Annotated in this window: 24 protein-coding genes; 9 read left to right on the forward strand and 15 right to left on the reverse strand. The window is 42.7% G+C overall.

Going from position 1 to position 22,626, the window contains the following annotated elements:
- Window positions 1-396: 396 nt before the first annotated feature.
- Both ACROAE_RS15250 and ACROAE_RS15255 read left to right on the forward strand, forming a co-directional pair.
- Window positions 397-942: a gamma carbonic anhydrase family protein gene (locus ACROAE_RS15250; RefSeq protein WP_432403245.1), complete on the forward strand. Its 546-nt coding sequence runs from the start codon at window positions 397-399 to the stop codon at window positions 940-942.
- A 282-nt stretch (window positions 943-1,224) separates the two neighbouring features.
- A complete protein-coding gene (locus tag ACROAE_RS15255; RefSeq protein WP_432403247.1) occupies window positions 1,225-2,445 on the forward strand; it encodes a sensor domain-containing diguanylate cyclase in 1,221 nt (406 codons plus the stop codon).
- A gap of 38 nt (window positions 2,446-2,483) precedes the next feature.
- Here ACROAE_RS15255 and ACROAE_RS15260 read toward each other — a convergent pair whose 3' ends face one another.
- The 4 genes from ACROAE_RS15260 to ACROAE_RS15275 are packed head-to-tail and all read right to left on the reverse strand — an operon-like array spanning window position 2,484 to window position 6,281.
- Window positions 2,484-2,741, reverse strand: a complete 258-nt coding sequence (locus ACROAE_RS15260) for a DUF1488 domain-containing protein (protein ID WP_432403253.1) — start codon at window positions 2,739-2,741, stop codon at window positions 2,484-2,486.
- On the reverse strand, window positions 2,741-3,574 hold the full coding sequence (aroE, locus tag ACROAE_RS15265) for a shikimate dehydrogenase (RefSeq protein ID WP_432403255.1): 834 nt from the start codon (window positions 3,572-3,574) through the stop codon (window positions 2,741-2,743). Before aroE ends, ACROAE_RS15260 begins: the two co-directional genes overlap by 1 nt.
- Before the next feature lie 56 nt (window positions 3,575-3,630).
- The gene (locus tag ACROAE_RS15270; RefSeq protein WP_432403257.1) at window positions 3,631-4,887 is read right to left on the reverse strand and encodes an amidohydrolase family protein; all 1,257 of its coding nucleotides are present in this window, start codon (window positions 4,885-4,887) and stop codon (window positions 3,631-3,633) included.
- Window positions 4,888-4,901: 14 nt separating this feature from the next.
- Entirely contained in the window at window positions 4,902-6,281 is a 1,380-nt protein-coding gene (locus tag ACROAE_RS15275; protein ID WP_432403259.1) for an amidohydrolase, read from the reverse strand.
- A gap of 170 nt (window positions 6,282-6,451) precedes the next feature.
- Between ACROAE_RS15275 and ACROAE_RS15280 the strand changes: the two genes are divergently transcribed.
- Window positions 6,452-6,886: a group II truncated hemoglobin gene (locus ACROAE_RS15280; RefSeq protein WP_432403261.1), complete on the forward strand. Its 435-nt coding sequence runs from the start codon at window positions 6,452-6,454 to the stop codon at window positions 6,884-6,886.
- Between the two features lie 41 nt (window positions 6,887-6,927).
- On the opposite strand, the gene hemF is transcribed toward ACROAE_RS15280, so the two are convergent.
- From hemF to ACROAE_RS15310, 6 genes are all read right to left on the reverse strand, one after another.
- Entirely contained in the window at window positions 6,928-7,860 is a 933-nt protein-coding gene (hemF, locus tag ACROAE_RS15285) for an oxygen-dependent coproporphyrinogen oxidase (protein WP_432403263.1), read from the reverse strand.
- A 4-nt stretch (window positions 7,861-7,864) separates the two neighbouring features.
- A complete protein-coding gene (locus ACROAE_RS15290; RefSeq protein ID WP_432403265.1) occupies window positions 7,865-8,431 on the reverse strand; it encodes an L-threonylcarbamoyladenylate synthase in 567 nt (188 codons plus the stop codon).
- A gap of 39 nt (window positions 8,432-8,470) precedes the next feature.
- On the reverse strand, window positions 8,471-9,034 hold the full coding sequence (locus ACROAE_RS15295) for a topoisomerase DNA-binding C4 zinc finger domain-containing protein (RefSeq protein ID WP_432403267.1): 564 nt from the start codon (window positions 9,032-9,034) through the stop codon (window positions 8,471-8,473).
- A 59-nt stretch (window positions 9,035-9,093) separates the two neighbouring features.
- A complete protein-coding gene (locus ACROAE_RS15300; protein WP_432403269.1) occupies window positions 9,094-9,567 on the reverse strand; it encodes a DUF494 family protein in 474 nt (157 codons plus the stop codon).
- Window positions 9,568-9,569: 2 nt separating this feature from the next.
- Window positions 9,570-10,586 (reverse strand): DNA-processing protein DprA, encoded by a 1,017-nt coding sequence (gene dprA, locus ACROAE_RS15305; RefSeq protein ID WP_432403272.1) that lies wholly within the window; start codon window positions 10,584-10,586, stop codon window positions 9,570-9,572.
- 83 nt (window positions 10,587-10,669) lie between these two features.
- Window positions 10,670-11,776 (reverse strand): LysM peptidoglycan-binding domain-containing protein, encoded by a 1,107-nt coding sequence (locus tag ACROAE_RS15310; RefSeq protein ID WP_432403274.1) that lies wholly within the window; start codon window positions 11,774-11,776, stop codon window positions 10,670-10,672.
- Window positions 11,777-11,902: 126 nt separating this feature from the next.
- Here ACROAE_RS15310 and def point away from each other — a divergent pair, with 126 nt between their 5' ends.
- The 5 genes from def to ACROAE_RS15335 are packed head-to-tail and all read left to right on the forward strand — an operon-like array spanning window position 11,903 to window position 17,534.
- Complete coding sequence (gene def, locus ACROAE_RS15315) at window positions 11,903-12,409, forward strand: peptide deformylase (RefSeq protein ID WP_432403276.1); 507 nt, start codon at window positions 11,903-11,905, stop codon at window positions 12,407-12,409.
- A gap of 8 nt (window positions 12,410-12,417) precedes the next feature.
- Window positions 12,418-13,374 (forward strand): methionyl-tRNA formyltransferase, encoded by a 957-nt coding sequence (gene fmt, locus ACROAE_RS15320; protein WP_432403278.1) that lies wholly within the window; start codon window positions 12,418-12,420, stop codon window positions 13,372-13,374.
- Between the two features lies 1 nt (window position 13,375).
- Window positions 13,376-14,659 (forward strand): 16S rRNA (cytosine(967)-C(5))-methyltransferase RsmB, encoded by a 1,284-nt coding sequence (gene rsmB, locus ACROAE_RS15325; protein WP_432403280.1) that lies wholly within the window; start codon window positions 13,376-13,378, stop codon window positions 14,657-14,659.
- A gap of 16 nt (window positions 14,660-14,675) precedes the next feature.
- On the forward strand, window positions 14,676-16,085 hold the full coding sequence (gene trkA, locus ACROAE_RS15330; RefSeq protein WP_432403282.1) for a Trk system potassium transporter TrkA: 1,410 nt from the start codon (window positions 14,676-14,678) through the stop codon (window positions 16,083-16,085).
- Window positions 16,086-16,091: 6 nt separating this feature from the next.
- Window positions 16,092-17,534, forward strand: coding sequence for a TrkH family potassium uptake protein (locus tag ACROAE_RS15335; RefSeq protein ID WP_432403284.1), 1,443 nt, complete (start codon window positions 16,092-16,094; stop codon window positions 17,532-17,534).
- A gap of 3 nt (window positions 17,535-17,537) precedes the next feature.
- On the opposite strand, the gene hemG (ACROAE_RS15340) is transcribed toward ACROAE_RS15335, so the two are convergent.
- Window positions 17,538-18,089, reverse strand: a complete 552-nt coding sequence (hemG, locus tag ACROAE_RS15340) for a menaquinone-dependent protoporphyrinogen IX dehydrogenase (protein ID WP_432403286.1) — start codon at window positions 18,087-18,089, stop codon at window positions 17,538-17,540.
- A 193-nt stretch (window positions 18,090-18,282) separates the two neighbouring features.
- Here hemG (ACROAE_RS15340) and ACROAE_RS15345 point away from each other — a divergent pair, with 193 nt between their 5' ends.
- Window positions 18,283-18,588, forward strand: coding sequence for an ArsR/SmtB family transcription factor (locus tag ACROAE_RS15345; RefSeq protein WP_432403289.1), 306 nt, complete (start codon window positions 18,283-18,285; stop codon window positions 18,586-18,588).
- Between the two features lie 18 nt (window positions 18,589-18,606).
- Here the strand turns inward: ACROAE_RS15345 and hemG (ACROAE_RS15350) are convergent, their stop codons facing one another.
- The 4 genes from hemG (ACROAE_RS15350) to pepQ form a co-directional block, all read right to left on the reverse strand.
- On the reverse strand, window positions 18,607-19,140 hold the full coding sequence (gene hemG, locus ACROAE_RS15350) for a menaquinone-dependent protoporphyrinogen IX dehydrogenase (RefSeq protein ID WP_432403291.1): 534 nt from the start codon (window positions 19,138-19,140) through the stop codon (window positions 18,607-18,609).
- Window positions 19,140-20,597, reverse strand: coding sequence for a TrkH family potassium uptake protein (locus tag ACROAE_RS15355; protein WP_432403293.1), 1,458 nt, complete (start codon window positions 20,595-20,597; stop codon window positions 19,140-19,142). Before ACROAE_RS15355 ends, hemG (ACROAE_RS15350) begins: the two co-directional genes overlap by 1 nt.
- Window positions 20,598-20,670: 73 nt before the next feature.
- Window positions 20,671-21,285, reverse strand: coding sequence for a YigZ family protein (locus ACROAE_RS15360; protein ID WP_432403295.1), 615 nt, complete (start codon window positions 21,283-21,285; stop codon window positions 20,671-20,673).
- A complete protein-coding gene (pepQ, locus tag ACROAE_RS15365; RefSeq protein ID WP_432403297.1) occupies window positions 21,278-22,597 on the reverse strand; it encodes a Xaa-Pro dipeptidase in 1,320 nt (439 codons plus the stop codon). The genes ACROAE_RS15360 and pepQ overlap by 8 nt, the downstream gene beginning before the upstream one ends.
- Window positions 22,598-22,626: the final 29 nt, after the last annotated feature.

Consider the following 22,626-nt stretch of genomic DNA (forward strand, 5'->3'; position numbering starts at 1 on the left):
AACTCAATACCTGTGAATGTCCACACAGATTTCTTGTTTAGATTGTTAAAGAGCGTACTAATACCAAAAGAATCAATCTTTCGCTTAGTGGCCGTTGACGCTAGGTCGTTGGCTTGGGCTGCGTATTCTACGCTTTCCCGTGTTGGCGTCAAGTGTTTTTTCAAACTTTCTTTTCGCCTTGAACTCAGTGTTAATAACCACTTCATTCAACCTAACCCGGTGACCGCTTTCGCTGTCTGCCGTGTCAGTGGATGCGCATTATAGGCACCATGAGATTTAGTGCAACCCCTTTTTTTAGGTTATTTATCTTTTTTGACTTGTTTGCGGATAATTTAGCCTGACCAGCTAGTTTTTAAGCATTATACTGTCAAAAACCATGAATATATAAGGATTGTTATGTCTACGAACGTAAGAACTTACCAAGGAATACACCCTGATTTAGCTGATAGTGTCTATGTTGATGAGTCGGCTGTGCTTGTGGGTGATATAAAATTAGATCATGACGCGAGTGTTTGGCCACTTGTTGCCGCTCGTGGAGACGTGAATAAGATCCGTATTGGTAAACGTAGCAATGTTCAAGATGGCAGCATATTACATGTTACTCGAAAATCTGCTGCTAACCCTGAAGGTCATCCATTGATTATTGGTGACGATGTAACGATTGGCCATAAGGCAATGCTGCATGGCTGTAAGATTGGTCATCGGGTTTTAATTGGAATGGGCGCTATATTACTTGATGGTGCAATAGTAGAAGATGATGTCATTGTGGGTGCGGGGTCATTAGTGCCGCCCAATAAGGTATTACAGAGCGGCTTCTTATATGTAGGCAGTCCCTGCAAGCAAGCGAGACCTTTAACAGAGGCAGAACGTGCTTTCTTACCTCAGTCTGCTGATAATTATGTACGGCTGAAAAATGAGTATCTAGTGGACTTACAGCAATAGAGTTAGTTTTGTTCATCGAAATGGGCTATTTCTTCTGTGCCCATTTCACATTTACCTTGTAAAAATAGTTTACTAGTTGACAGTTATGACTATTGTGCTTGATTAAACTCAATTGCTTTATATGATAGTTAGCCTAGGATTGAATACTTATCTTCTTTCAGGGTTTACTTATATAAAGTTAATTACTCTCATTTCGTCTATATTTAAGTGAGCTTACTAAAGCAGAATACGGTTTAGGTGTTTTAAATCCCGTACTGAAGATTTTTGAACAAGGATGATTAGGTGTACCCAAAAAATCGACAGCAAAATTTACGCAAATCGCACAATGATATTACGCAGCATTTATTACTGCTGGTTATTCCATTGCTACTTATTAGCATTTTGACTTTTGTGTTCATTGATGCTGATAAAGCCTATTTATACTTATTGTTGATTTGCGCTGGCTATGTGACAAGTTATGCGATGACCTACTATGTACATAAGCAGAACATGTTGCGCCTTTGGCAACACTTAGATCAGGTGGTACGGATTAATGATACAACGTATGAGTTAGTTAATTTATCTAATCAGTACGATTCTGAAAAAGCCTTTTTAGATGCTTTACTGCAAAAAGCAGTAAATGCGATTGACGATGCTGAAATGGGTAGCATTATATTAGTGGATTATGTCGCTAACCGCTTACAGTTTGAGTCTGTTGTGGGTTTGAATATTGACACTCTGCGTAATATTAACTTTACCCTTGAAGAAACCTTTTTATATCGATTAACGAAAGGCCGTTTCGATAAAGCTGTTGTCATTAATAATATGCAAAACATTAATGCCAAAAGCACCCTGACAGAAGATGATCAATTTGTTTTACTCAATGCGTCGTCAAAGCAAATTTGCTCTACTTTGTCGAGCCCGATCAGAATTGAGGGTGAACTGTATGGAATGATGAACCTAGACAGTAGCAAAATGGAGGCGTTTGGTGAATATGATATTAATCTCGTTAATATTCTTACCTCAGAGGCTGCGAATGCCATTTCCTTGTATCAAAAATCGAAAAAAATCGAAATCATGGCCAACTTCGACGGGTTAACGAATTTGTATAACCGCAAAAAATTCGATGCTGCTATTTTACAATGGAAACACGATGCAGCCTTAGCGAGCTATATTGTCATTTTAGATATGGATAATTTAAAACCATTGAATGATTTACATGGCCATCAAGCTGGTGATGATGCATTACTAGCCTTTGCCCAGTCACTAAAGTCGATGTGGCACCCAAACTTTTTAGTTGCGCGATATGGTGGAGATGAATTTGTTGCGCTATGCAGAGGTCCTATAGAGACTTTAGAGGCACAGATAAATCAATTACAACAAGATTTAGCTCTTCTTACGCCATCCATCCATTTTAGTTATGGCATAGCACAATATCAACAAGACTGGCAAATGGCATTTAAGCAAGCTGATAGCAACATGTACCAACAAAAGCGTTTAAAAAAACAAACCTCAATTGATTAAGCACTTTCTACTGGGCAAATGAGCAAGCGTTTAACTCTCTATTGAATTTCAATGTCACCGTTGTCGTTAAACGCTTCTTGCTCTATCAATGCTTCCGCTTTATCTTCTATGTCGAAACGGCACAGTTCAAACAGGTTAGCAACATTAGATGGATTCACCTCTTGTTGTTCACACAGCATGCTTATCGAGCTAAAACTTGCATAACAATTAATATTCACCCCTTGTTGCTGGGCGACAAATCTCACCTTATCAGCCTCGATAAATAATTGATCACTAAAAATGACACTTTGATTCATTAATCGACGACCTTTTGTGCTAATAATTCGCGAAGCTTACGCATTACGGGACCTTTATCTGGGTTAATACCTCGCCATAAGTTAAAACTCGCCGCAGCTTGCCCGACTAACATGCCTAAACCATCTGCGGTTTTGCGCGCATGCTGATCCTGAGCCCATTGGTTAAACACTGTCGTTTGTTGGCTGTACGTCATGTCGTAACAGTCGGTAGTGTCATCAACGATAGTATCGGGTAATGAAATAAGCTGCCCAGATAAGCCGGCTGATGTTGAGTTAATGACTAAATCAAATGGCGAAGTTAATTCTTCAATCGGTTGAGCGAAGAAGTTACCGTACTCATTGAATAATTTTTGTAGTTGTTCGGCTTTCTCGTGAGTGCGATTGCAAATAACCAACTGCGACACATTATGCTGCAAGATAGGTAAAATACAGCCCCTGGCTGCGCCACCAGCGCCCACCAGCAATACACGCTTACCTTTTAATGACCCAAATAGCATTTCAAGATCATTAACCAGACCAACCCCATCGGTATTGTCACCACCAATTTTACCATTAGGCAGGTTAAATAGGGTATTAACAGCACCTGCTAGCTTTGCCATTTCACTGAGTTCGTCGCACATGGCAAATGCTTGTTCTTTAAATGGCGCGGTGACATTAGCACCTTTGCCACCATCAGCAAAAAAAGCCGTTAATGAAGCGTCAAATTGATCAATAGGTGCAAGAATAGCGTTATAGCTTAAATCTTGCTGAGTTTGCTTGGCAAACTCAGTATGTATAAATGGTGACTTACTTTGTGCTATTGGGTTACCAAATACGGCATACTTATCTGTCATTCGCTTTGTCTCTTCATTAACTATTTAGGACAACGTCCCACATATACAGTGAGAGGTTATCGGCTATATGCTTCAGGCATTTCCGTTTTCTGTAAGTAGCGATCACGAAGCTTGTCTTGACGACTGTCAGTGCTTTGCTCCTCACCTGCTATCCACATTTTTTGTACTTTACTACTGAATTCGAAAGGGTCGCCGCTCCATAAAACAATATCAGCAGGCTTGCCAACGGCAATTCGGCCAGAATCTAAATGAAAAATATCAGCAACATTTGACGTTACAGCAGCCATAGCATCATTGTAATCCATACCATTGGCAACCGCATTACCCGCACTATAACGTAATGCATAAATACTGTGGCTGTCGCCAGGCAAAGCGATGGCCACCCTTACGCCTGCTTTAGCAAGCTTACCTGCATTATTAAGCGAATTATGTAGCGAATCAAAACTTTCCGGTAAATTACGCATGCTGTCAATAACCACAGGGATATTTGCTTGCGCTAACTGATCTGCCACAAGGACGGCATCTGCAGCATTTATTAAAATAAGGTCAAGACCTAGGTTTTGCTTAAGCTTAATCAAATGCAAAATATCACTGGCACGGTCAACGTCGACAATTAATGGCTTTTCACCTGCGAGTACCGCGTTAATAATATCATCTTCACGACCAGGCTCTTCACTATCATCGTCAGCGATTTTTTTCGCTTTACTCTTTTGAGACTGCGCTTTTTTAGCATCCTCAAGTTTATGGATTAATTGCTGCATTCCTGCTGCACGCGAGCCTTCTTCTGTCGCACCTAATGCAACAACTAATCCGGTGTTTGCGGCCAGAATACTGTCCCAATCACCACTTAAATCTACGCTAAATGTTTGTCCTGCAAAAATGCCTTCGCCACCGCCAGATGACACGACATTACGGGTTATCCCGCCTTTGCGAGCAAATGGCACCGTGGATGCTTTGGGGTTGTAAGCTAAACTAGGGTCAAAAACAACATCGGCTTCTTTTTCATATGCATCAAGTGACGATGCTACAGCACCAATTTCGACCAGCCCCAAATCATTCATACTCGCAATAAAGCCTGGCGTTAATATTGCCCCTTTAGCATCTATGACGGTATCGGCAGTCAGCGACGCCGGATTAATGGCTACAATAGTGCCATCTTCAATCACAACGGTTGCATCTGTTAGTACGCCTTGTTCTGTGGCGGTATGCACTGTGGCATGGATAATCGCTACGCTTTCAGCTTGAACAGCACAACTCAATGTTAGGCAGGCCGATAAACTTAAAGCAAGTGCAGATTTTTTAAATAGTGTCATTGTCTTGCTCCTTATTACTGACCTAACATAAAGTCACTTTGTGCCTGATAGGCTGGGTCTTGGCGGTCATACACTTTTGCACCATCAATAAACACCTGATCAGCTTGGGCGTATACGCTAAACGGATTGGTATTCCATACCACCACATCTGCATTTTTACCCTTTTCGAGTGAACCGGTCTTATCGCTAATACCCAATGATTTTGCCGCATTAGCAGTAATCCAGCCAATGACATGCTCAGCCTTTAAGTCAAAGCCGTTAGCATTCGCGTTATTCATGATTTTTGCCGTTTCTTGATTAAGACGCTGAATGGTTACGCCAGAGTCTGAATGCACGACAGCACAAGCGTTTTTAACCGCATCGACTATGGCAACATTTTCAAGCACCATGTCATAAGCTTCTAATTTAAAGCCCCACCAATCTGGCCACATCGCGGCGCAATTACCATTTTCAGCCAATAAATCGGCAATTTTGTATGCTTCAACAGCATGATGGAATGTGCCAGCGTGATAACCGAACTCTTTCCCTAGGTCGATCATCATCGCCATTTCTTCAGCTTTGTAACAATGGTTATGAATTAAAATCTCACCTTCCAGCACACCTTTAAGGGTGTCTTTCATTAAATCACGCTCAGGGGCAACAGGATTTTTACCTGCGGCGTAATCAGCATCGTACTTGTCCCATGCTCGTTTATATTCAGTTGCTTGAATAAATGCTGTGCGGTAGCCCGCCATATTACCCATACGAGTCATCGGTAATTCATTACGACTACCGTAAAGATTTTTAGGATTTTCACCACAGGCCATTTTTAATCCATACGGCGCGGCAGGAAACTTCATCGCTTGCATTGTCGTAGCTGGAACATTTTTGAGTGTCACCCCGCGTCCACCAATCAAGTTGGCTGAACCAGGTAAAATTTGCAGTGTGGTAATACCGCCTTCTCGAGCGCGATTAAAACCTGGATCTTGTGGCCATACGCTGTGTTCAGCCCAAACTTCGGCTGTCACAGGGTTAGTCATTTCATTGCCATCATTATGAGATTCGGCATTGGGGCTTGGGTACACTCCTAAATGCGAGTGCACATCGATAATACCTGGAGTAATCCATTTGCCTTTAGCGTCGACAACTACTGCACCTTCTGCAACTAACTGCTGCCCTACTGCACTGATTTTACCCTCTTTAATCAGTACGTCAGCGTCATCAATACGTTCACCGGTACCGGTTAATACTGTGGCATTTTTAAGTAACGTGGTTGAGTTCGGTAACGCATGGTAAGTGCTTGGGTATGGATTTGCGTTGATGGTCACTTGCGGGTCTTGTTGTTCTGCTGGGCTACAACCGGCTATTGCGGTAGATAACGCCACAGCAACCAAAGAAGGCGTGAGTTTGGCCATTGGGGTCTCCTTTCTTATTTTGCGACCAATTTAACCAAGTTACCTGTTGAAATACAGCGTAATCGTTAAATAATTGGTATCAAAACGTTAACAACTATATGTTCCTGCAATAGCAATGATTTCGATATGATTTTCGATATAATAGACCGACACTCCTCAACACAGACAATATGAACTGGTTACGTAAATTATTCACTAAGCCGCAAGCAAGCGATGATAGAGATGCTATGCAATCTAACGCCTACGATATTATTGGTGGCGATAAAGTGATCCGTGCGATAGCGCATGACTTTTATCAGCAAATGCAAACTCGGCCTGAAACTCAAAGCTTACTCGCCATACATCGCTCGCCTATTGCTGACTCAGAGCAAAAATTATATGAATTTTTAAGTGGTTGGCTTGGCGGACCGCAACTGTATCAACAGAAACATGGTCACCCTGCACTCCGAGCAAGGCATATGCCTTTTGCGATTGATGAGTCAATGCGAGATCAATGGTTAATATGTATGCGTGCAGCAATTCACAATTCAATAAAAAAGCCTGAACATCAACAAGTGATTATTCAGGCTATTTCGACCTTAGCTGACAATATGCGAAACCGATAATGACTAATGCTATATCGCTAACTCATGTTACTAACTCATAGTTAAGCTTGAGTTAACCAGTCTTGTGGCTTTAAGTAAACGTCGTACAGATCTGCTTCTGCAGTCCCTTTTTCAGGGGTAAATGCATATTCCCAGCGAACTAATGGCGGCATCGACATCAGTATTGATTCGGTGCGACCACCGGTTTGTAAGCCAAACAACGTGCCGCGATCATACACTAGGTTAAATTCGACATAACGGCCACGACGGTATAGCTGGAACTGACGTTCATCATCGCCATACTCTAATGCTTTGTTGCGTTCAACTATTGGTGCATAAGCTTCAATAAAACCATTACCGACCGCTTGCATAAACTCAAAGCTTCGCTCAAAACCAGGTTGATTTAAATCATCAAAAAATAAGCCACCAACACCACGGGTTTCATTACGGTGCGGTAAAAAGAAGTATTCATCACACCACTTTTTGTACTTGGGATAAACATCTTCACCAAATGGGTCACAAATATCTTTCGCCGTTTGATGCCAGCTCACCACATCTTCTTTAAACGGATAGTAAGGTGTTAAGTCAAATCCACCACCAAACCACCAAACGGGGTCAGCGCCTTCTTTACGGGCAATAAAAAAACGCACGTTGGCATGAGTAGTTGGAATAAACGGGTTATTAGGGTGGATAACTAATGACACTCCCATAGCCTCAAAACTACGGCCAGCTAATTCTGGACGATGTGCAGTTGCGGATGCAGGCATCGCAGCACCCATCACATGTGAAAAGTTAACTCCTGCCTGTTCAAATACCTGCCCTTGTGTCATGACACGGCTAGTACCACCGCCACCTTCTTCACGCTCCCACGAGTCGGCTTTAAACGTTGCTTTACCGTCGAGCAGTTCTAAACGCTGACAAATATTTTGCTGAAGTGCCAACAGAAACGATTTAACTTGTTGTGCATCCGGCACCTGATGTTGGGTATTGGGCATGTTATTAACTTCCACTTCGAAGAATTTGACCACTGCGGGCATCAATAATGGTCGATGGCTGACGTTGCTCGCCAAGCTGACCTACAATTAATGCCTCAATTTTATCGCTAAAATCAGTGAGGATGTGTTGTGCATCGACCACAGGAGACTCTCCCGCTAAATTGGCGCTGGTCGATACTAATGGTTTATTAAGTGTGTCGCAAAGCTCACGCACAACCGGGTGAGCAGATACTCGCACTGCGATTGAATCAAACTCACCACATAATAACGTTGATACATGTGCCTTGATTGGCATCACAAATGTGAATGGCCCTGGCCATTTTGATTGCGCAAACTGCAACTGCGACTCGGTGAGCTGAGTAATATCAATGTAAGGCAATAGCTGCTCAAATGAGCTTGCCACTAAAATAAGGCCTTTTTGCCAAGGTCGTTGTTTTACTGCCAGTAATTTTTCGATGGCGGCATCATTATCAGGATCACACCCTAAACCAAACACAGCTTCTGTTGGGTAAGCTATTACGCCACCTTGTTGTATGGTGGTGGCGACAGCCGATGGCTGCAATTGCAACATTGGATTTCCTTTCATCAATTTAATGGTGGTGATAACGAATTAAAGCGCTCGCTTATATTTGCAGGATTTCTGCGGACATTCAAGACGGCTGCCAGCAGCGCCTTTGCGTTCCACTAAAATACCAAAGCCACAATCTGGGCAAGACTCATTATAAGGAGGATAGTTTACGATAAACTTGCATTTAGGGTAGGCACTGCAAGCAAAAAAAGTCTTTCCATAGCGGCTGGTCCGAGATTCTAAATGACCTTTATTGCATTGAGGGCATGCGATTTGTTCAGCTTCATTGCTGTGATCATGTTTTTCAATGTGGGTGCATTCTGGATAGTGTGTACAACCAATAAAAATACCAAAACGACCAGACTTCACTGCTAACTCATGGCCACATTTTGGACATTGTGAACCACTAATCACTTGTGTTTCTATCGACTCGTGTTGAACTAACGGCCGCGTGTAGTCGCAGGTTGGGTAATTATTACAACCGACAAAACTGCCATGCTTACTGTGTTTAACCGACAGCTCAGAACCACAAACAGGACAAAGCTCAAACTCTTTTTCCAGTGCATGCTCGTGGACAGTAAACAGCTGTTGATCAATTTTCGACATGGTGCTCTCAATGAATAATATTCTATAGATCTAAAAAAGGAGGCTAAGCCTCCTTTCTGTTATGAGTGTAAGCGCCCTTCTGGCTGCTCGAAGATTAAATCTTCCATTTGCTCGTAGGCAGACTCATTTCCTGGTACGTTGAATAGTACCATTAATACCACCCACTTAAGATCTTCTAACACCAATGTTGGTTCGTCTAATTCCATTACACGGTCAATGACCATCTCACGAGTTTCAACACTGAGCACTTGAATCTGCTCTAAAAACAGTAAAAAGCCACGGCTCTCTACATCTAACTTAGCCATTTCCGCTTTGGTGTAAATACGGAATGAATGTTGCGCATGATTGCACAAGTATGGTTTATCGCTTTCTTGCAGATCAGCTAACTGCTCTAGCCAAGAAAGGGCTTTTATAATATCCACTTGATGAAAACCCGCTCGGGTTAACTCTTTCGTGAGTTCATCTTCATCAACTAATAGCTCAATTTCACTATGAACATAATTTTCAAATAAATACATGAGGATATCAAACATGGCTAACTCCTCTTTAGTCTGACGTAACCACCGGGCACTGCTGCAACCCACCCTTGTAACTCAAGTTCAAGCATTTGTATTAACACCAGATCTATTGGCTTCCCACTATCCTCAACCACAGCATCAATTGCTGTCGTTTCATAACCTACACTAGCTAACAGCGAAGGAAATGGCAAATCACAAATGTCATTATCCCGTATATGGTGCCGTTGATGCAATTGTTCAAGGTGATAATCCGATAAACTCCCTAACTCTTCTATTATATCGGCAGCAGACTCAACAAGTTTTGCACCATTTTTGATTAAATCGTGACAGCCTTGGCTGTAACCGCCTAATACTGAACCTGGCACAGCAAACACTTCACGATTTTGCTCCATTGCTAACCGAGCACTAATTAACGAGCCACTTTTACGGCTAGCTTCGACGACAACAGTCCCTAAACTTAAGCCACTCACAATACGATTACGTTTAGGAAAGTTACCCGCATAGGGTCCAATATGCGGCCAATACTCGCTCATCACACAACCAGAATGAATAATGTCGCGATACAACTGTTGATGTCGTTGAGGGTAAACGCGTTCAACACCAGTACCTAATACCGCCATCGTTGAACCATTCGCCGCCAAAGTGGCTTTGTGAGCCGCACCATCGATACCTGTAGCCATGCCACTGGTAATGACAAAGCCTTGACTCGCAAGGTTATAAGCTAGCTCAGCGGCAATGTCTAACCCACCACGAGAAGCATTACGACTGCCCACAATGGCAATACTTGGCATGACTAAAGATTCAACGTTTCCTTTAATAAATAGCACTAATGGTGCATCAGAAATTTGTTGTAGTAATGGTGGATAGAGTGGATCTGAGGGAGTTAAAATATAATGATTTGGCTGCGATTGCTGCCATGCTAACGCTTGTTCAACTTTATCAACGTCGATATGGCACTTGGCCAGCAGGTTTGCCGATAGCGGCAATCCTTGAGGTTCAAACTCAAGACGTTGACGAAGTTCTTCAACGTCCATCTGAGTGAGTAATTGTTGAATCCGGGCGGGTCCTAACCCGGATACTGCACAAACAACGAGCCAGTCGACCAGTTTATCTGAAATTATTCACCTTTTAAGGTTAACGGCTCAGGCTTAACTAACTTATCACCAACACGAGCAGGTCGTTCATTAAACATGATTAGGCCTAAACTGGTTTTATCGAACACTTTAAAGACCAGTAAATTACCATGAAAGATATCGGGCATTTTATGAATCGTGTCTTCAGAGAAGTGTGCGAGCACTTTGTCGTAAGACGAGCGGTCTAGAGTACGAACAGGTAAGCCATCGTTATTAATCGTAATATCTTCACCGTCGCGGTACATAGAAAATACATGCCCGGTTTCGACACCGTCTTCACTACCACGGTCAAGGTAAACCACATCTAACTTACCAGCCTCACGTATTTTGCCATTAATGGCAATAATAGCAGCGGGTACAGCAAGGTCAGCGGCTTTAGGCACAAAGTAAGCTGACATTAATGCTTCATCTTCTACTGGCACAACTTTAAAGCCGCCTTTAGTTTCACGTAAGCTACTTAATAACTCTACTTTTGATATTGGTCCAGACTCAATCACTCGGCCACTTGAGGCTAAAATCATCTCTTGGCCTAATAATGCATCACGCTCTAGCGAGAAAAACTCTTGGCCTTTTTCGTACATTGCCACTTTGAGCCCAAGTTCAAGCTGTGCATTAACATAAATAATATCACTCACCACATGGTGAATAGATGGGCTCTCACCGCTCATTACCATAGGTAAACTGGCAAAAAAAGCAGGATCAACCACGCGATTTTGGACTAAATAAGGTTGTATAAGCGCTAAATCGACCGCAGGAATAGGGCCATCTTTTGATGCTATTCGGCCTTCGGGGCTTTTTTTAATGTGCTGTTTCACCACTAATCGCGGTTGACCATCAATAAAAACCAATGTCAGTCTATCGCCAGGATATATTAGATGTGGATTAGCAATTTGTGGGTTCACGCCCCACAATTTAGGCCAACGCCATGGATCATTTAAAAAGTATCCAGAGATATCCCACAGCGTATCGCCTTTTTTAACGACATACGTGTCAGGATGCCCAGCCTTCAAAGTTAATGCATCAGCACTCACTCCAAAAATATTTAAAGATAAAAAAGCAAGTAAAAGTAAGCGTTTCATGGTGCGGTCCATGTTGTTTAGCTCTTTATTAGAGCTTTTTACTGTTATTGATAGGCGGTAAGGATTAAAATTACCCTTATCGCAACAGCCAGTATAGCTAACTGGCTGAAATTTGACAGACTTGTTAAGAGTTTATATATGCCAATATTAAATGTTTTACGATTTCCAGATGAGCGTTTACGCACCATTGCAGAGCCAGTGACAGATTTTGGGCCAGAACTACAAACCCAAATCGATAACATGTTAGAAACAATGTACGAAGAAAAAGGCATTGGCCTTGCGGCTACACAAGTCGATTTCCATAAACAACTCATCGTCATGGACTTACAAGATGATGTTGAGCGCCCAACTATTTTCATCAATCCACAAATTACGAAAATTAGTGGTGACTTTGCTAATGAAGAAGGTTGTTTATCCGTTCCTGGTATTTATGCCAAAGTGGATCGTGCTGAGTTTGTAACCCTAAAAGCCTTCGACCGTCACGGCAAAGAATTTACCGTTGAAGCCGACGAGCTGTTTTCAATTTGTATTCAACACGAAATGGACCACCTCAAAGGTAAGTTATTTGTTGACTACTTGTCACCACTTAAACGTCAGCGCATTAAAACTAAGCTTGAGAAAGAAGCCCGTTTAGCAACTAAATAGGAAACGATTTGAAACCGTTAAAAATTATCTTTGCCGGTACTCCGGATTTTGCCGCCAGACATTTACAGGCGCTGATTGATTCACAACATGAAGTGATTGCCGTTTACTCCCAACCAGACCGACCGGCTGGCCGCGGGAAAAAACTCACTGCAAGCCCCGTTAAAGTGTTGGCTCAAGAGCATAATATCGCCGTATTTCAACCGGCATCATTACGTAACGAAGCGGCGCAACAAGAATTAGCCAGCTTGCAAGCCGACATCATGGTCGTGGTGGCATACGGATTAATTTTACCAAAGATAGTGCTTGATACACCAAAGTTAGGTTGCATCAATGTACACGGGTCAATATTACCGCGCTGGCGTGGAGCTGCGCCTATTCAGCGCGCATTATGGGCTGGCGACAATGAAACCGGCGTCACCATTATGCAAATGGATGTCGGCTTAGACACGGGTGACATGCTGCTAAAAACGCACTTACCAATAGAAGCAACCGACACCTCCGCAAGTCTTTATGAAAAACTAGCAGAACAAGGGCCAACCGCCTTAGTTGAAGCACTAACTGGGTTAAGTGAAGGTAGCCTTCAAACTGAAAAGCAAGATGAAAGCCTAGCAAACTATGCAGAAAAACTGTCTAAGGAAGAAGCTCGCCTTGATTGGCATAAAAGTGCCAAACAACTATGGCAAGAAATTAGAGCCTTTAACCCTTGGCCAGTCAGTTACTTTGAACACCAACAAAGCGTGATTAAAGTCTGGCAGGCAACCTACAATGCTCAAGCATGCTCGCAAGCCCCAGGCACGGTTATTGCCGCCACTAAGCAAGGCGTTGAAATAGCTACTGCTGATGGTTCATTAATCATTGAAACCATGCAATTACCCAACAAAAAACCACTTGATGTGGCAGATATTCTTAATGCTCGTGGTGATTGGTTTACTGCTGGTGTGTGTTTAAACCAAGAGGCTAACTAGCATGAATGTGCGTGCACTTGCAGCTAAAGCGATTTATGAAGTACTTGAAAAGGGCATGTCACTGTCGGTCGCCCTTCCAGAACAACAGCAACACCTAGAAAACGGTAAAGACAAAGCCTTGTTAGCAGAACTCTGCTATGGGGTTATGCGTCAATTACCGCAACTAGATAAATGCGTCAGTGACTGTTTAGCTAAACCATTTAAAGGCAAACAACGCATTTTGCATCAGTTATTGATTGTGGGTTGTTATCAACTTTACTTCACTCGAATCCCTGCTCATGCCGCCATTTCTGAAACCGCAGAAGCCTGTCGGCAACTGCGTTTTGATGGCTTAGTCAAAGTCGTTAACGGGGTATTACGTAATATTCAACGCCAAGATGCCACCTTAAATACCGACTCAGATACGCTACGTTTTAATACCCCAGCCTGGTTTATTAAACGCTTACAACAAGCGTACCCAGACAACTGGCAATCCATTATTGAGCAAAGCCATCAGCGTCCCCCCATGTGGCTACGTAACAATCGTATATCGCAATCGCGTGAAGAGTATTTAAGTGCATTAGCAGCACAAGAAATTAGTGCCCAAGCAGGCCCTAGCCCAAATTCAATTTTACTTGAAAGCCCTAAAGATGTCGCCAACTTGCCAGACTTTATGCAAGGCGCGGCATCGGTGCAGGATGGCGCAGCTCAATGGGCAGCAACACTCCTAGCGCCTGCGGGTAATGATCTGGTTTTAGATGCTTGCGCAGCACCGGGGGGTAAAAGTTGTCATTTAATTGAACTCGCACCAAGCATTAACCTTGTCGCGGTAGATTTTGATGAAAAACGCCTCGCTCGAGTACAACAAAATCTGGACAGGTTGCATTTAAAAGCGCAAGTTATTCACGGCGACGCCGCCAACATAGATTCATGGTGGCAAGGGCAACAATTTGACCGTATTTTATTGGATGCGCCATGCTCTGCAACGGGTGTTATTCGTCGTCACCCAGATATAAAATGGCTTCGTAAAAATAATGATATTGAAGAGTTAGCCACGTTGCAGCGACAAATTTTTGATCATTGTTGGCAATGGCTAAAACCGGGCGGCACATTTTTGTATGCAACCTGCTCTATTTTGCCGCAAGAAAATAGCCAGCAAGTAGAACAGTTTTTAGCGCGCACGCCAGACGCCAAATTAGTGCCAATAGCACAGCAAACAAACCCCAATGACATTGGCTGGCAAATATTGCCAGGCCAAGACAATATGGATGGCTTTTATTACGCGCGCCTAGTTAAAGCAATTTAAGGATGTACCCAAAGCCATGAAAATTATTATTTTAGGGGCGGGACAAGTTGGTGGCACACTTGCTGAAAACTTGGTCGGCGAGAATAATGACATCACCTTAGTCGACAGCGACCGTGCGCGATTAAGAATTCTGCAAGATAAGTTCGACTTACGAGTGGTAGTGGGTCATGGCGCACATCCAAGTGTTTTAAAAGAAGCCGGTGCAGAAGATGCCGACATGCTCATTGCTGTAACAAACAGCGATGAGTGTAATATGTCTGCCTGCCAAATTGCCTATACCTTATTTGGCACACCAACCAAAATTGCCCGCATTCGCTCTGAAGCCTACCTCGACTTACAAGATAAACTGTTTATTAGTAGTGAAATAAAGTCCGGTGACGCCAAACCTCGCGGAGGCTTTATTATCGATGAGCTCATTGCGCCAGAACAGTTAGTAACCACTTACATACAAAGATTAGTTGAATACCCTGGTGCACTCCAAGTGCTTGAATTCGCCAAGGGTAAATTAAGTTTGGTCGCTGTAAAAGCTTACTATGGCGGCCCGTTAGTTGGTAATGCTCTCGCCACATTGCGTGAACACATGCCGAATATTGATACCCGAGTCGCTGCCATTTTTAGGCAAGGCAGACCCATTATGCCGCGTGGCACCACCATTATTGAAGCCGACGACGAAGTGTTTTTCGTTGCTGACAGTCGTCATATTCGTGCGGTAATGAGTGAAATGCAGAAACTGGATAATTCATACCGCAATATCATGATTGCGGGTGGTGGTAATATCGGTTTTGGCCTCGCGCAAAAACTGCAACGCACTCACTCAGTGAAGTTAATTGAACATCGCCAAGAGCGTGCAGAACAGCTGTCTGAGAAACTCGATAAAACTACGGTGTTTTGTGGTGATGCATCTGATCAAGAATTACTCCTTGAAGAGCACATTGACCAAACCGATGTGTTTATTGCCGTCACTAACGATGACGAAGCCAATATCATGTCGGCATTACTGGCAAAACGTATGGGCGCTAAAAAAGTCATGGTGCTTATTCAGCGTGAAGCCTATGTTGATATCGTACAGGAAGCTAATATCGACATTGCCATTTCACCACAACAAGCCACAATTTCAGCGCTACTGACTCACATTCGCCAAGGCGATATTTGTAACGTTTATTCATTACGCCGAGGCGCAGCAGAAGCCATTGAAGCTATTGCTCATGGTGATTCGAGCACTTCAAAAGTGGTAGGCAAGCAAATTGGTGAGATAAAACTCCCGCCAGGGACCACTATTGGCGCGATAGTTCGTAACGACGAAGTATTGATGGGCCATGATAAAACCGTAATCGAACAAGGCGACCATGTGATTTTATTCTTAGTGAATAAAAAGTTTATTGGTGATGTAGAAAAGCTGTTCCAACCGAGTGCATTTTTCTTTTAGGTTTTTATGTTTAACATAAAACAACTTATCTTTATTCTGGGTATTTTTCTCTCAATACTCACAGGGTTTATGTTGGTGCCAATGGCATTCGCGCTATTTTATGGCGAAGAGACCATTGGCGACTTTATGATATCGGGCTTATTTACCGGTTTTATCGCCATTCTTTGTCTGCAAAATGGTCGTAATCGCCAATTTAACCTCAATATTCGAGACATGTTCATGCTCACCAGTGTGACGTGGTTTGTCGTCAGTCTTTTTGCAGCATTGCCTTTCACCTTATATCACGGCATCAACTATACCGATGCATTTTTTGAAACCATGTCAGGTATCACTACCACAGGTTCTACCGTGCTCAGCGGCTTAGACGCCATGGACCACAGCATTTTAATATGGCGATCTCTGTTGCAATGGCTGGGCGGCATTGGCTTTATTGTGATGGCGGTAGCGATATTGCCGTTTCTCAATGTCGGTGGTATGCGGCTATTTAGAACAGAATCATCTGACTGGAGCGACAAAACTATGCCGCGTACCCAGCATATGGCCAAGCATTTATTTCAGGTCTATTTCGTGCTTACGCTGTTATGCGCCCTAGCCTATCACCTTGCAGGTATGCACTGGTTTGAAGCCATTAACCACGCAATGACAACACTATCAACAGGTGGCTACTCAACGTCAGACAGCTCCATGGCGGCATTTTCGCATGAAGCTCATTGGGTGGGTATCGTGTTTATGCTAGCGGGAGGATTGCCATTAATCATGTTTGTGCAATCAATCCAACAGCGTAGTGTACGCTTATGGAATGACCAACAAGTAAAAGGCTTTTTACTGTTTGTGTTATTGGTGTCTTGTTCATTAGCATTTTGGTTGTGGCGACATCAGCATATGGATTTTATTGATGCCCTAAGGTTATCAAGCTTTAACGTTATATCCGTTATCACAACAACAGGCTACGGGTTAACGGATTATCAAGCTTGGGGTGCGGTCGCGAGCGTGGTGTTTTTGTTCTTAATGTTTATCGGAAGCTGTTCTGGTTCAACGTCTGGTGGGATAAAAATCTTTCGTTTCCAAATCGCTTTTTCAATTATGCGCCAGCAAATAAAACAACAATTTCATCCTAATGGCGTGTTTAAAGAAAAGTACAATGGCCATCGAATAAATGATGATATTGTTCGCTCAATTATGGCTTTTTTTATGCTGATGTTTGTGGTGATTTTAGGCTTATCGATTATTTTAGTGTCAACCGGCTTAGACCCAATGACCAGCTTTACCGGCGCAATCACCGCGGTAACTAATGTGGGGCCAGGGTTAGGGCCAATAATCGGCCCTGCGGGTAACTTTGCCCCCCTGCCTGATATTGCTAAATGGGCACTAGCTGTGGGCATGCTTTTAGGGCGCTTGGAAATTCTCACCGTGGCGGTATTATTCCACCCGAAGTTTTGGCGCTTCTAGGCCCTAGCTAAACTCAACTTGAGCCAGCTTAGCAATATGATTGCCATAAGCTTTTACATCTTGCCAATCGGTATAATCAATAATGGCAGTAGGATCCGTTGGCCCATCGGTCATTTTCATTATCAATCTAATCATTAAGCTGTCGTACCAAGGCCAGGATGGATAATCCACCTTACCGGCAATGATCTTAACATCTTGAGGTTTCCAGGCCGATAACGTTAAAAACTTCTGTAAGTATTTATTGTTTTCTGGAATGCGTTTTTCTGGATTGCGTGCCACCACATTGACACAAAAAAAGCTATTTGGCATGTTCGACAATGCCTGCTGGTGTTGGCTGACAAACTCAAACACCGATTTATGGTATGAGCCATACAAAACACAGGCGCCTAATGCAACAGCCTGGTATTTAGACCAATCGATTGGTTGTTGTTTAGTGTCATGAATGCTCATCACATCACATTGATCACCATTAGCGATAATTTGCTCAGCAATTGCACGACTAATTTGAGCCGTGTGCCCTCCACGAGAATAGTAAAGTACTAATATATGCGCCATGTTATGTCTCATTACTGCTTTATTTGCCTCAGTTTGGCAAAAAAGGCCTTTTTAAACCTCTGCAATGATCACAAATTAGAAATAGCTCATATATTTAATAGTTAAAATTGAGATCTGTATTGCGCGGAAGTATGATGACGTTAGATAGGCAGTTATGATTAAACTGACTCACGTTCACCAGATAGGAACACACATGCAGCAAGATATCGATGTCGCAACCATGCTTAACAATGCAGAGACAGCCGCGCAATGGCTCAAGGCGATTGCTAACCCTTATCGACTGATGATTTTGTGTTTATTGCTGGAGAAAGAACACAGTGTGACAGAGCTAAACGAGACCGTTCCGTTAAGTCAGTCTGCATTGTCACAACATTTAGCGGTGCTTCGCACACAAGATTTAGTCAATACGCGTAAAAGATCACAAGTGGTGTATTACACCCTTAAAGATGAGCAAGTAACCGAAGTGATATCCATTCTTCACCGCCGTTATTGCGCCTAATCTCCCTTAGGCGTTTTGTTAACGCTTTTGTGCCGCGATTTGTTTGGCATAATCGTCAACTTTATCCCAATCGGTAAATTCAAAAGTGCCGCTAGTATCAGTCGGCCCTTTGGTCATCCACATAATGAAACGAATCATAACCTTGTCAAAAAAGCGGTAGCGAGGATAATCAATCTTGCCCGCAAATACACCTAGCATATTGGGTGTCCAAGCCGACAGTGTTAAAAACTTCTGCATATAAGGATTAGTTTCAGGACTATTTTTAAGCGGCTTTCTCGCCACAACGTTAACAGTAAAAAAGCTGTTTAATTTACTGTTCAGTAAGGCTTGATGTTGCTCTGCAAACTTAAATAATTCTGGTCGATGTTTACCGTAACGAATACTGGCGCCAATAACCACTTTATCAACAGCGGCGAGTTGATCTGCGTCGGCATCAGCAAGATTAATTACACTCACTTGCTCACCATTGGCTGATAATATTTGCTCAATACGCTGACAAATAGCGCGAGTTTGTCCATCTACAGTTGAATATAAAATGACGGTTTTTAACATTAGTTTTTCCAAAATGTAGGTGTAAACAACACCAATAAAGTAAATACTTCTAAACGGCCAAACAGCATAGCAACAACCAATACCCATTTCGCGCCATCAGACACATTGGCATAGCTCGATGCGACATCACCTAAGCCTGGGCCTAAGTTATTTATGCTCGCTGCAGTAGCACTAAATGCCGTAATGGCATCCATGTCCATTGCCATTAAAATTATCATGCACACCACAAACACCAGCGCATAAGCAGAAAAGAACCCCCACACCGCATCAATAACTCTGTCAGGTAATACCTTAGAGCCAATTCGAATGGAATACATTGCTTTAGGATGAACTAAACGTTTCAGCTCACGAGATCCTTGCAGTACCAATAAAATCAGCCTGATCACCTTCATACCGCCACCGGTTGAGCCTGCACAACCGCCTATAAAGCTAGAAAATATCAATAGTATTGGCAAAAACAATGGCCAAGAATGGAAACTTTCAGTACCAAAACCCGCCGTTGTCGAAATAGACACCACCTGGAAAAAGGCATAATCGAGGGTTTGTTCTGCCGAATCATAAATACCCGACTGATATAAGGTAATAAAACAAATGGCAGTTAACACTAGCTGCACTGCTATAAGCACTTTAAATTCTGCATCTTTAAAATAAATTTTAAAGTTAATGCCACGCCAACTAAATGCAGCAAAATGCAGACTAAAATTAACCGCGGCAATCAATAAGAAAACTGCACAAATCACGTTAATTAATGGGCTATCAAAATACCCTAAACTGGCATCGTGGGTAGAAAAACCACCGATAGCAATGGTGGAAAATGAATGGCATATAGCATCAAAGGCATCCATTCCTGCAAAGTAAAACGCTAACGCACACGCTGTGGTTAACATAAAATAGATATACCACAATGCTTTGGCGGTTTCGGCGATTCGCGGTGTGACTTTGGTATCTTTTACCGGTCCGGGGACTTCTGCTTTATACAGCTGCATACCACCAATGCCTAACAGTGGTAAAATAGCCACTGCCAGTACAATGATACCCATACCGCCCATCCACTGAAGCAGATGTCGATAAAACAAAATGGATTTTGGTAAATCATCGAGGCCAACAATCACGGTTGCCCCTGTAGTGGTTAGTGCGGAAAATGATTCAAAGAAACTGTCTGTCCAACTGAGATCGGGCTCATTGGCAAAAATAAACGGTAATGCTCCTATAGAGCCCAGTACGGTCCAGAACAGCACAACAATGAGGAAGCCTTCTCGAGTTCGTAAATCGCCTTTTTGATGGCGATTGGGATACCACAATAAAAAACCTAAAAAGATACTGACAAAAAAGGCCTGAATAAACGCAGTACCACCACCATCTTTATACAAGATAGCCACTAATGCTGACGGCAGCATGGTGATTGAAAATAATCCCATCAGCAAACCGGTGATTCTAATAATTGTTTTATATTGCATTAAGGATTCTGTTTAAGTTGTGCTGCGTCGAATTTAACAATTGAGTGACAGTTTGGCATAAGTTCGTCATAGCTCAAACTGTAAACTTTACTTGCAGCTGGCCCTGAGTCTGGGTAGCTAAGGCTTGATTGAAAGCCTGATGGTATGATTTTGCTAATTCAAACTGTATTTCAACCTTATCGGTAAACACTTTATCGATAACGACACCATCATGCTGAGCAACTAAATATTCAATATCGGTGAGTTGCGCATAATGACACACTAAACTTGCAGGGTATCTAATGTGCTTTACCTGAGTTTGTATTTGCGTTAATCCTTGCTTAATACCCGATGTATAAGCGCGCACTAAGCCACCCACACCGAGTTTAGTTCCCCCAAAATAGCGCACAACAATCGCACCAAGCTCGCCAATATTCGCGCCCTGTAAACACGCTAACATCGGTTTGCCAGCACTACCCGACGGCTCACCATCATCACTAGCGCCCATATCAATCGTGTTCTCAGGGCTGCCAGCCACAAATGCGTAGCAATAATGACTCGCACCAGGATACTGCCCCTTGATGTCAGTAAGCGCTAACTTCATTTGCTGTTGATTGGGGCAATGAAATAACAAAGAGATAAAGCGACTATGCTTTATCTCTTCTTCTATCAGTACGTTAGCTTGTGGTATTAAGTATGACTCAATCAACTAAACCGAACTCTCTGGTCATGTTTTCAACTCGGTTATGATGCACAATCACGTTATCTTCAATCCGGATCCCACCAAAAGGACGAAATACATCAACGGTTTGCCAGTTAATTGCTTGTTTCGCCTCAGGCGATAATTGCTCAAGAAGAGTATCAATAATATACAGCCCAGGTTCGATGGTCAGCACCTGATTAGCCGCTAATACTCGCGTACAACGTAAAAATGGATGAGCCTCTGGCGCAGCGATGTGAGTACCACGCTCATCATGAGCATAACCGCCCATATCATGTACTTGTAACCCTAGCATATGCCCTAACCCATGAGGGAAAAACGCACTGGTAATACCCTGAGACACTAATTGCTCAACCGAGCCATTTGCCAAGCCAAAGTCGATAAGCAATTGGGCAATATGCTCATGGGTTGCAATATGAAGATCGACATATTTAACCCCAGGCTTCATTTGCTCAATAATAGCGAGCTGGATTTTATCAAGTGCGACGATGAGCTCATAAAAACGATTTTTCTCAAATGAATAAGTACGGGTAATATCAGCCGCGTATCCATGAAAATTAGCGCCCGCATCAATCAAAAATGATAATCGTTGCGCAGGTTTAGTATGCTCTAACGCTGTATAATGCAAAATCGCCGCATTTTGATTTAAAGCCACAATATTGCCATAAGGAACATCATTTTCCCCCTGGCCTATTTCCAGTAAATAACGCTGCTGAATTTCGAACTCGCTTGCACCATTATAAAATGCATTTTTAGCCGCTAAATGGCCTTTTACGGCAATTTTATTAGCTTGTCGCATACATTCAAGTTCATATTGAGTTTTATCTGCTCGATGATAATGTAAGTAATTCATCACTGCATCTGGGTTACGAGCCGTAAAACCAAGTACATCAGCAACATCTAAATGCTCACCAATATAAGCCCATGAAGCGATATTTTTTGGCAAGTAATCTGCAATACGATCAGGCTTGGTTAATAATTGAATATCAAAGTGTTCAGTCCAAAACACTTGCGGCACGTCATTAACCTTATGCCAAAAATCGACCGGGCGATAAAACACTAAAGTAGGCTTATCTTGGCCGTTAGCGATAACCCAGCAATTAGGAGTATCTAAAATAGGTAGCCAAGCTTTAAATTGCGGATTAACTTTGAAGGGATAATTTAAGTCATCTAAAAACTGTCGATGCGGTTGCCCTGAATGAATCACTAGGCCGGAGATGTTTTCACGCTGGCAAATATCAGCAACACGACGATTGAGTTCAGCAATGTGTGCATGATATAGATGAGCTAACTGTTCCATTGACTATCCCTTTCATAAGTTTTAACTCA

The organism is Shewanella sp. MF05960 (genome assembly GCF_050849305.1).
In the GTDB taxonomy this organism is placed as follows: Bacteria; Pseudomonadota; Gammaproteobacteria; order Enterobacterales; family Shewanellaceae; genus Shewanella.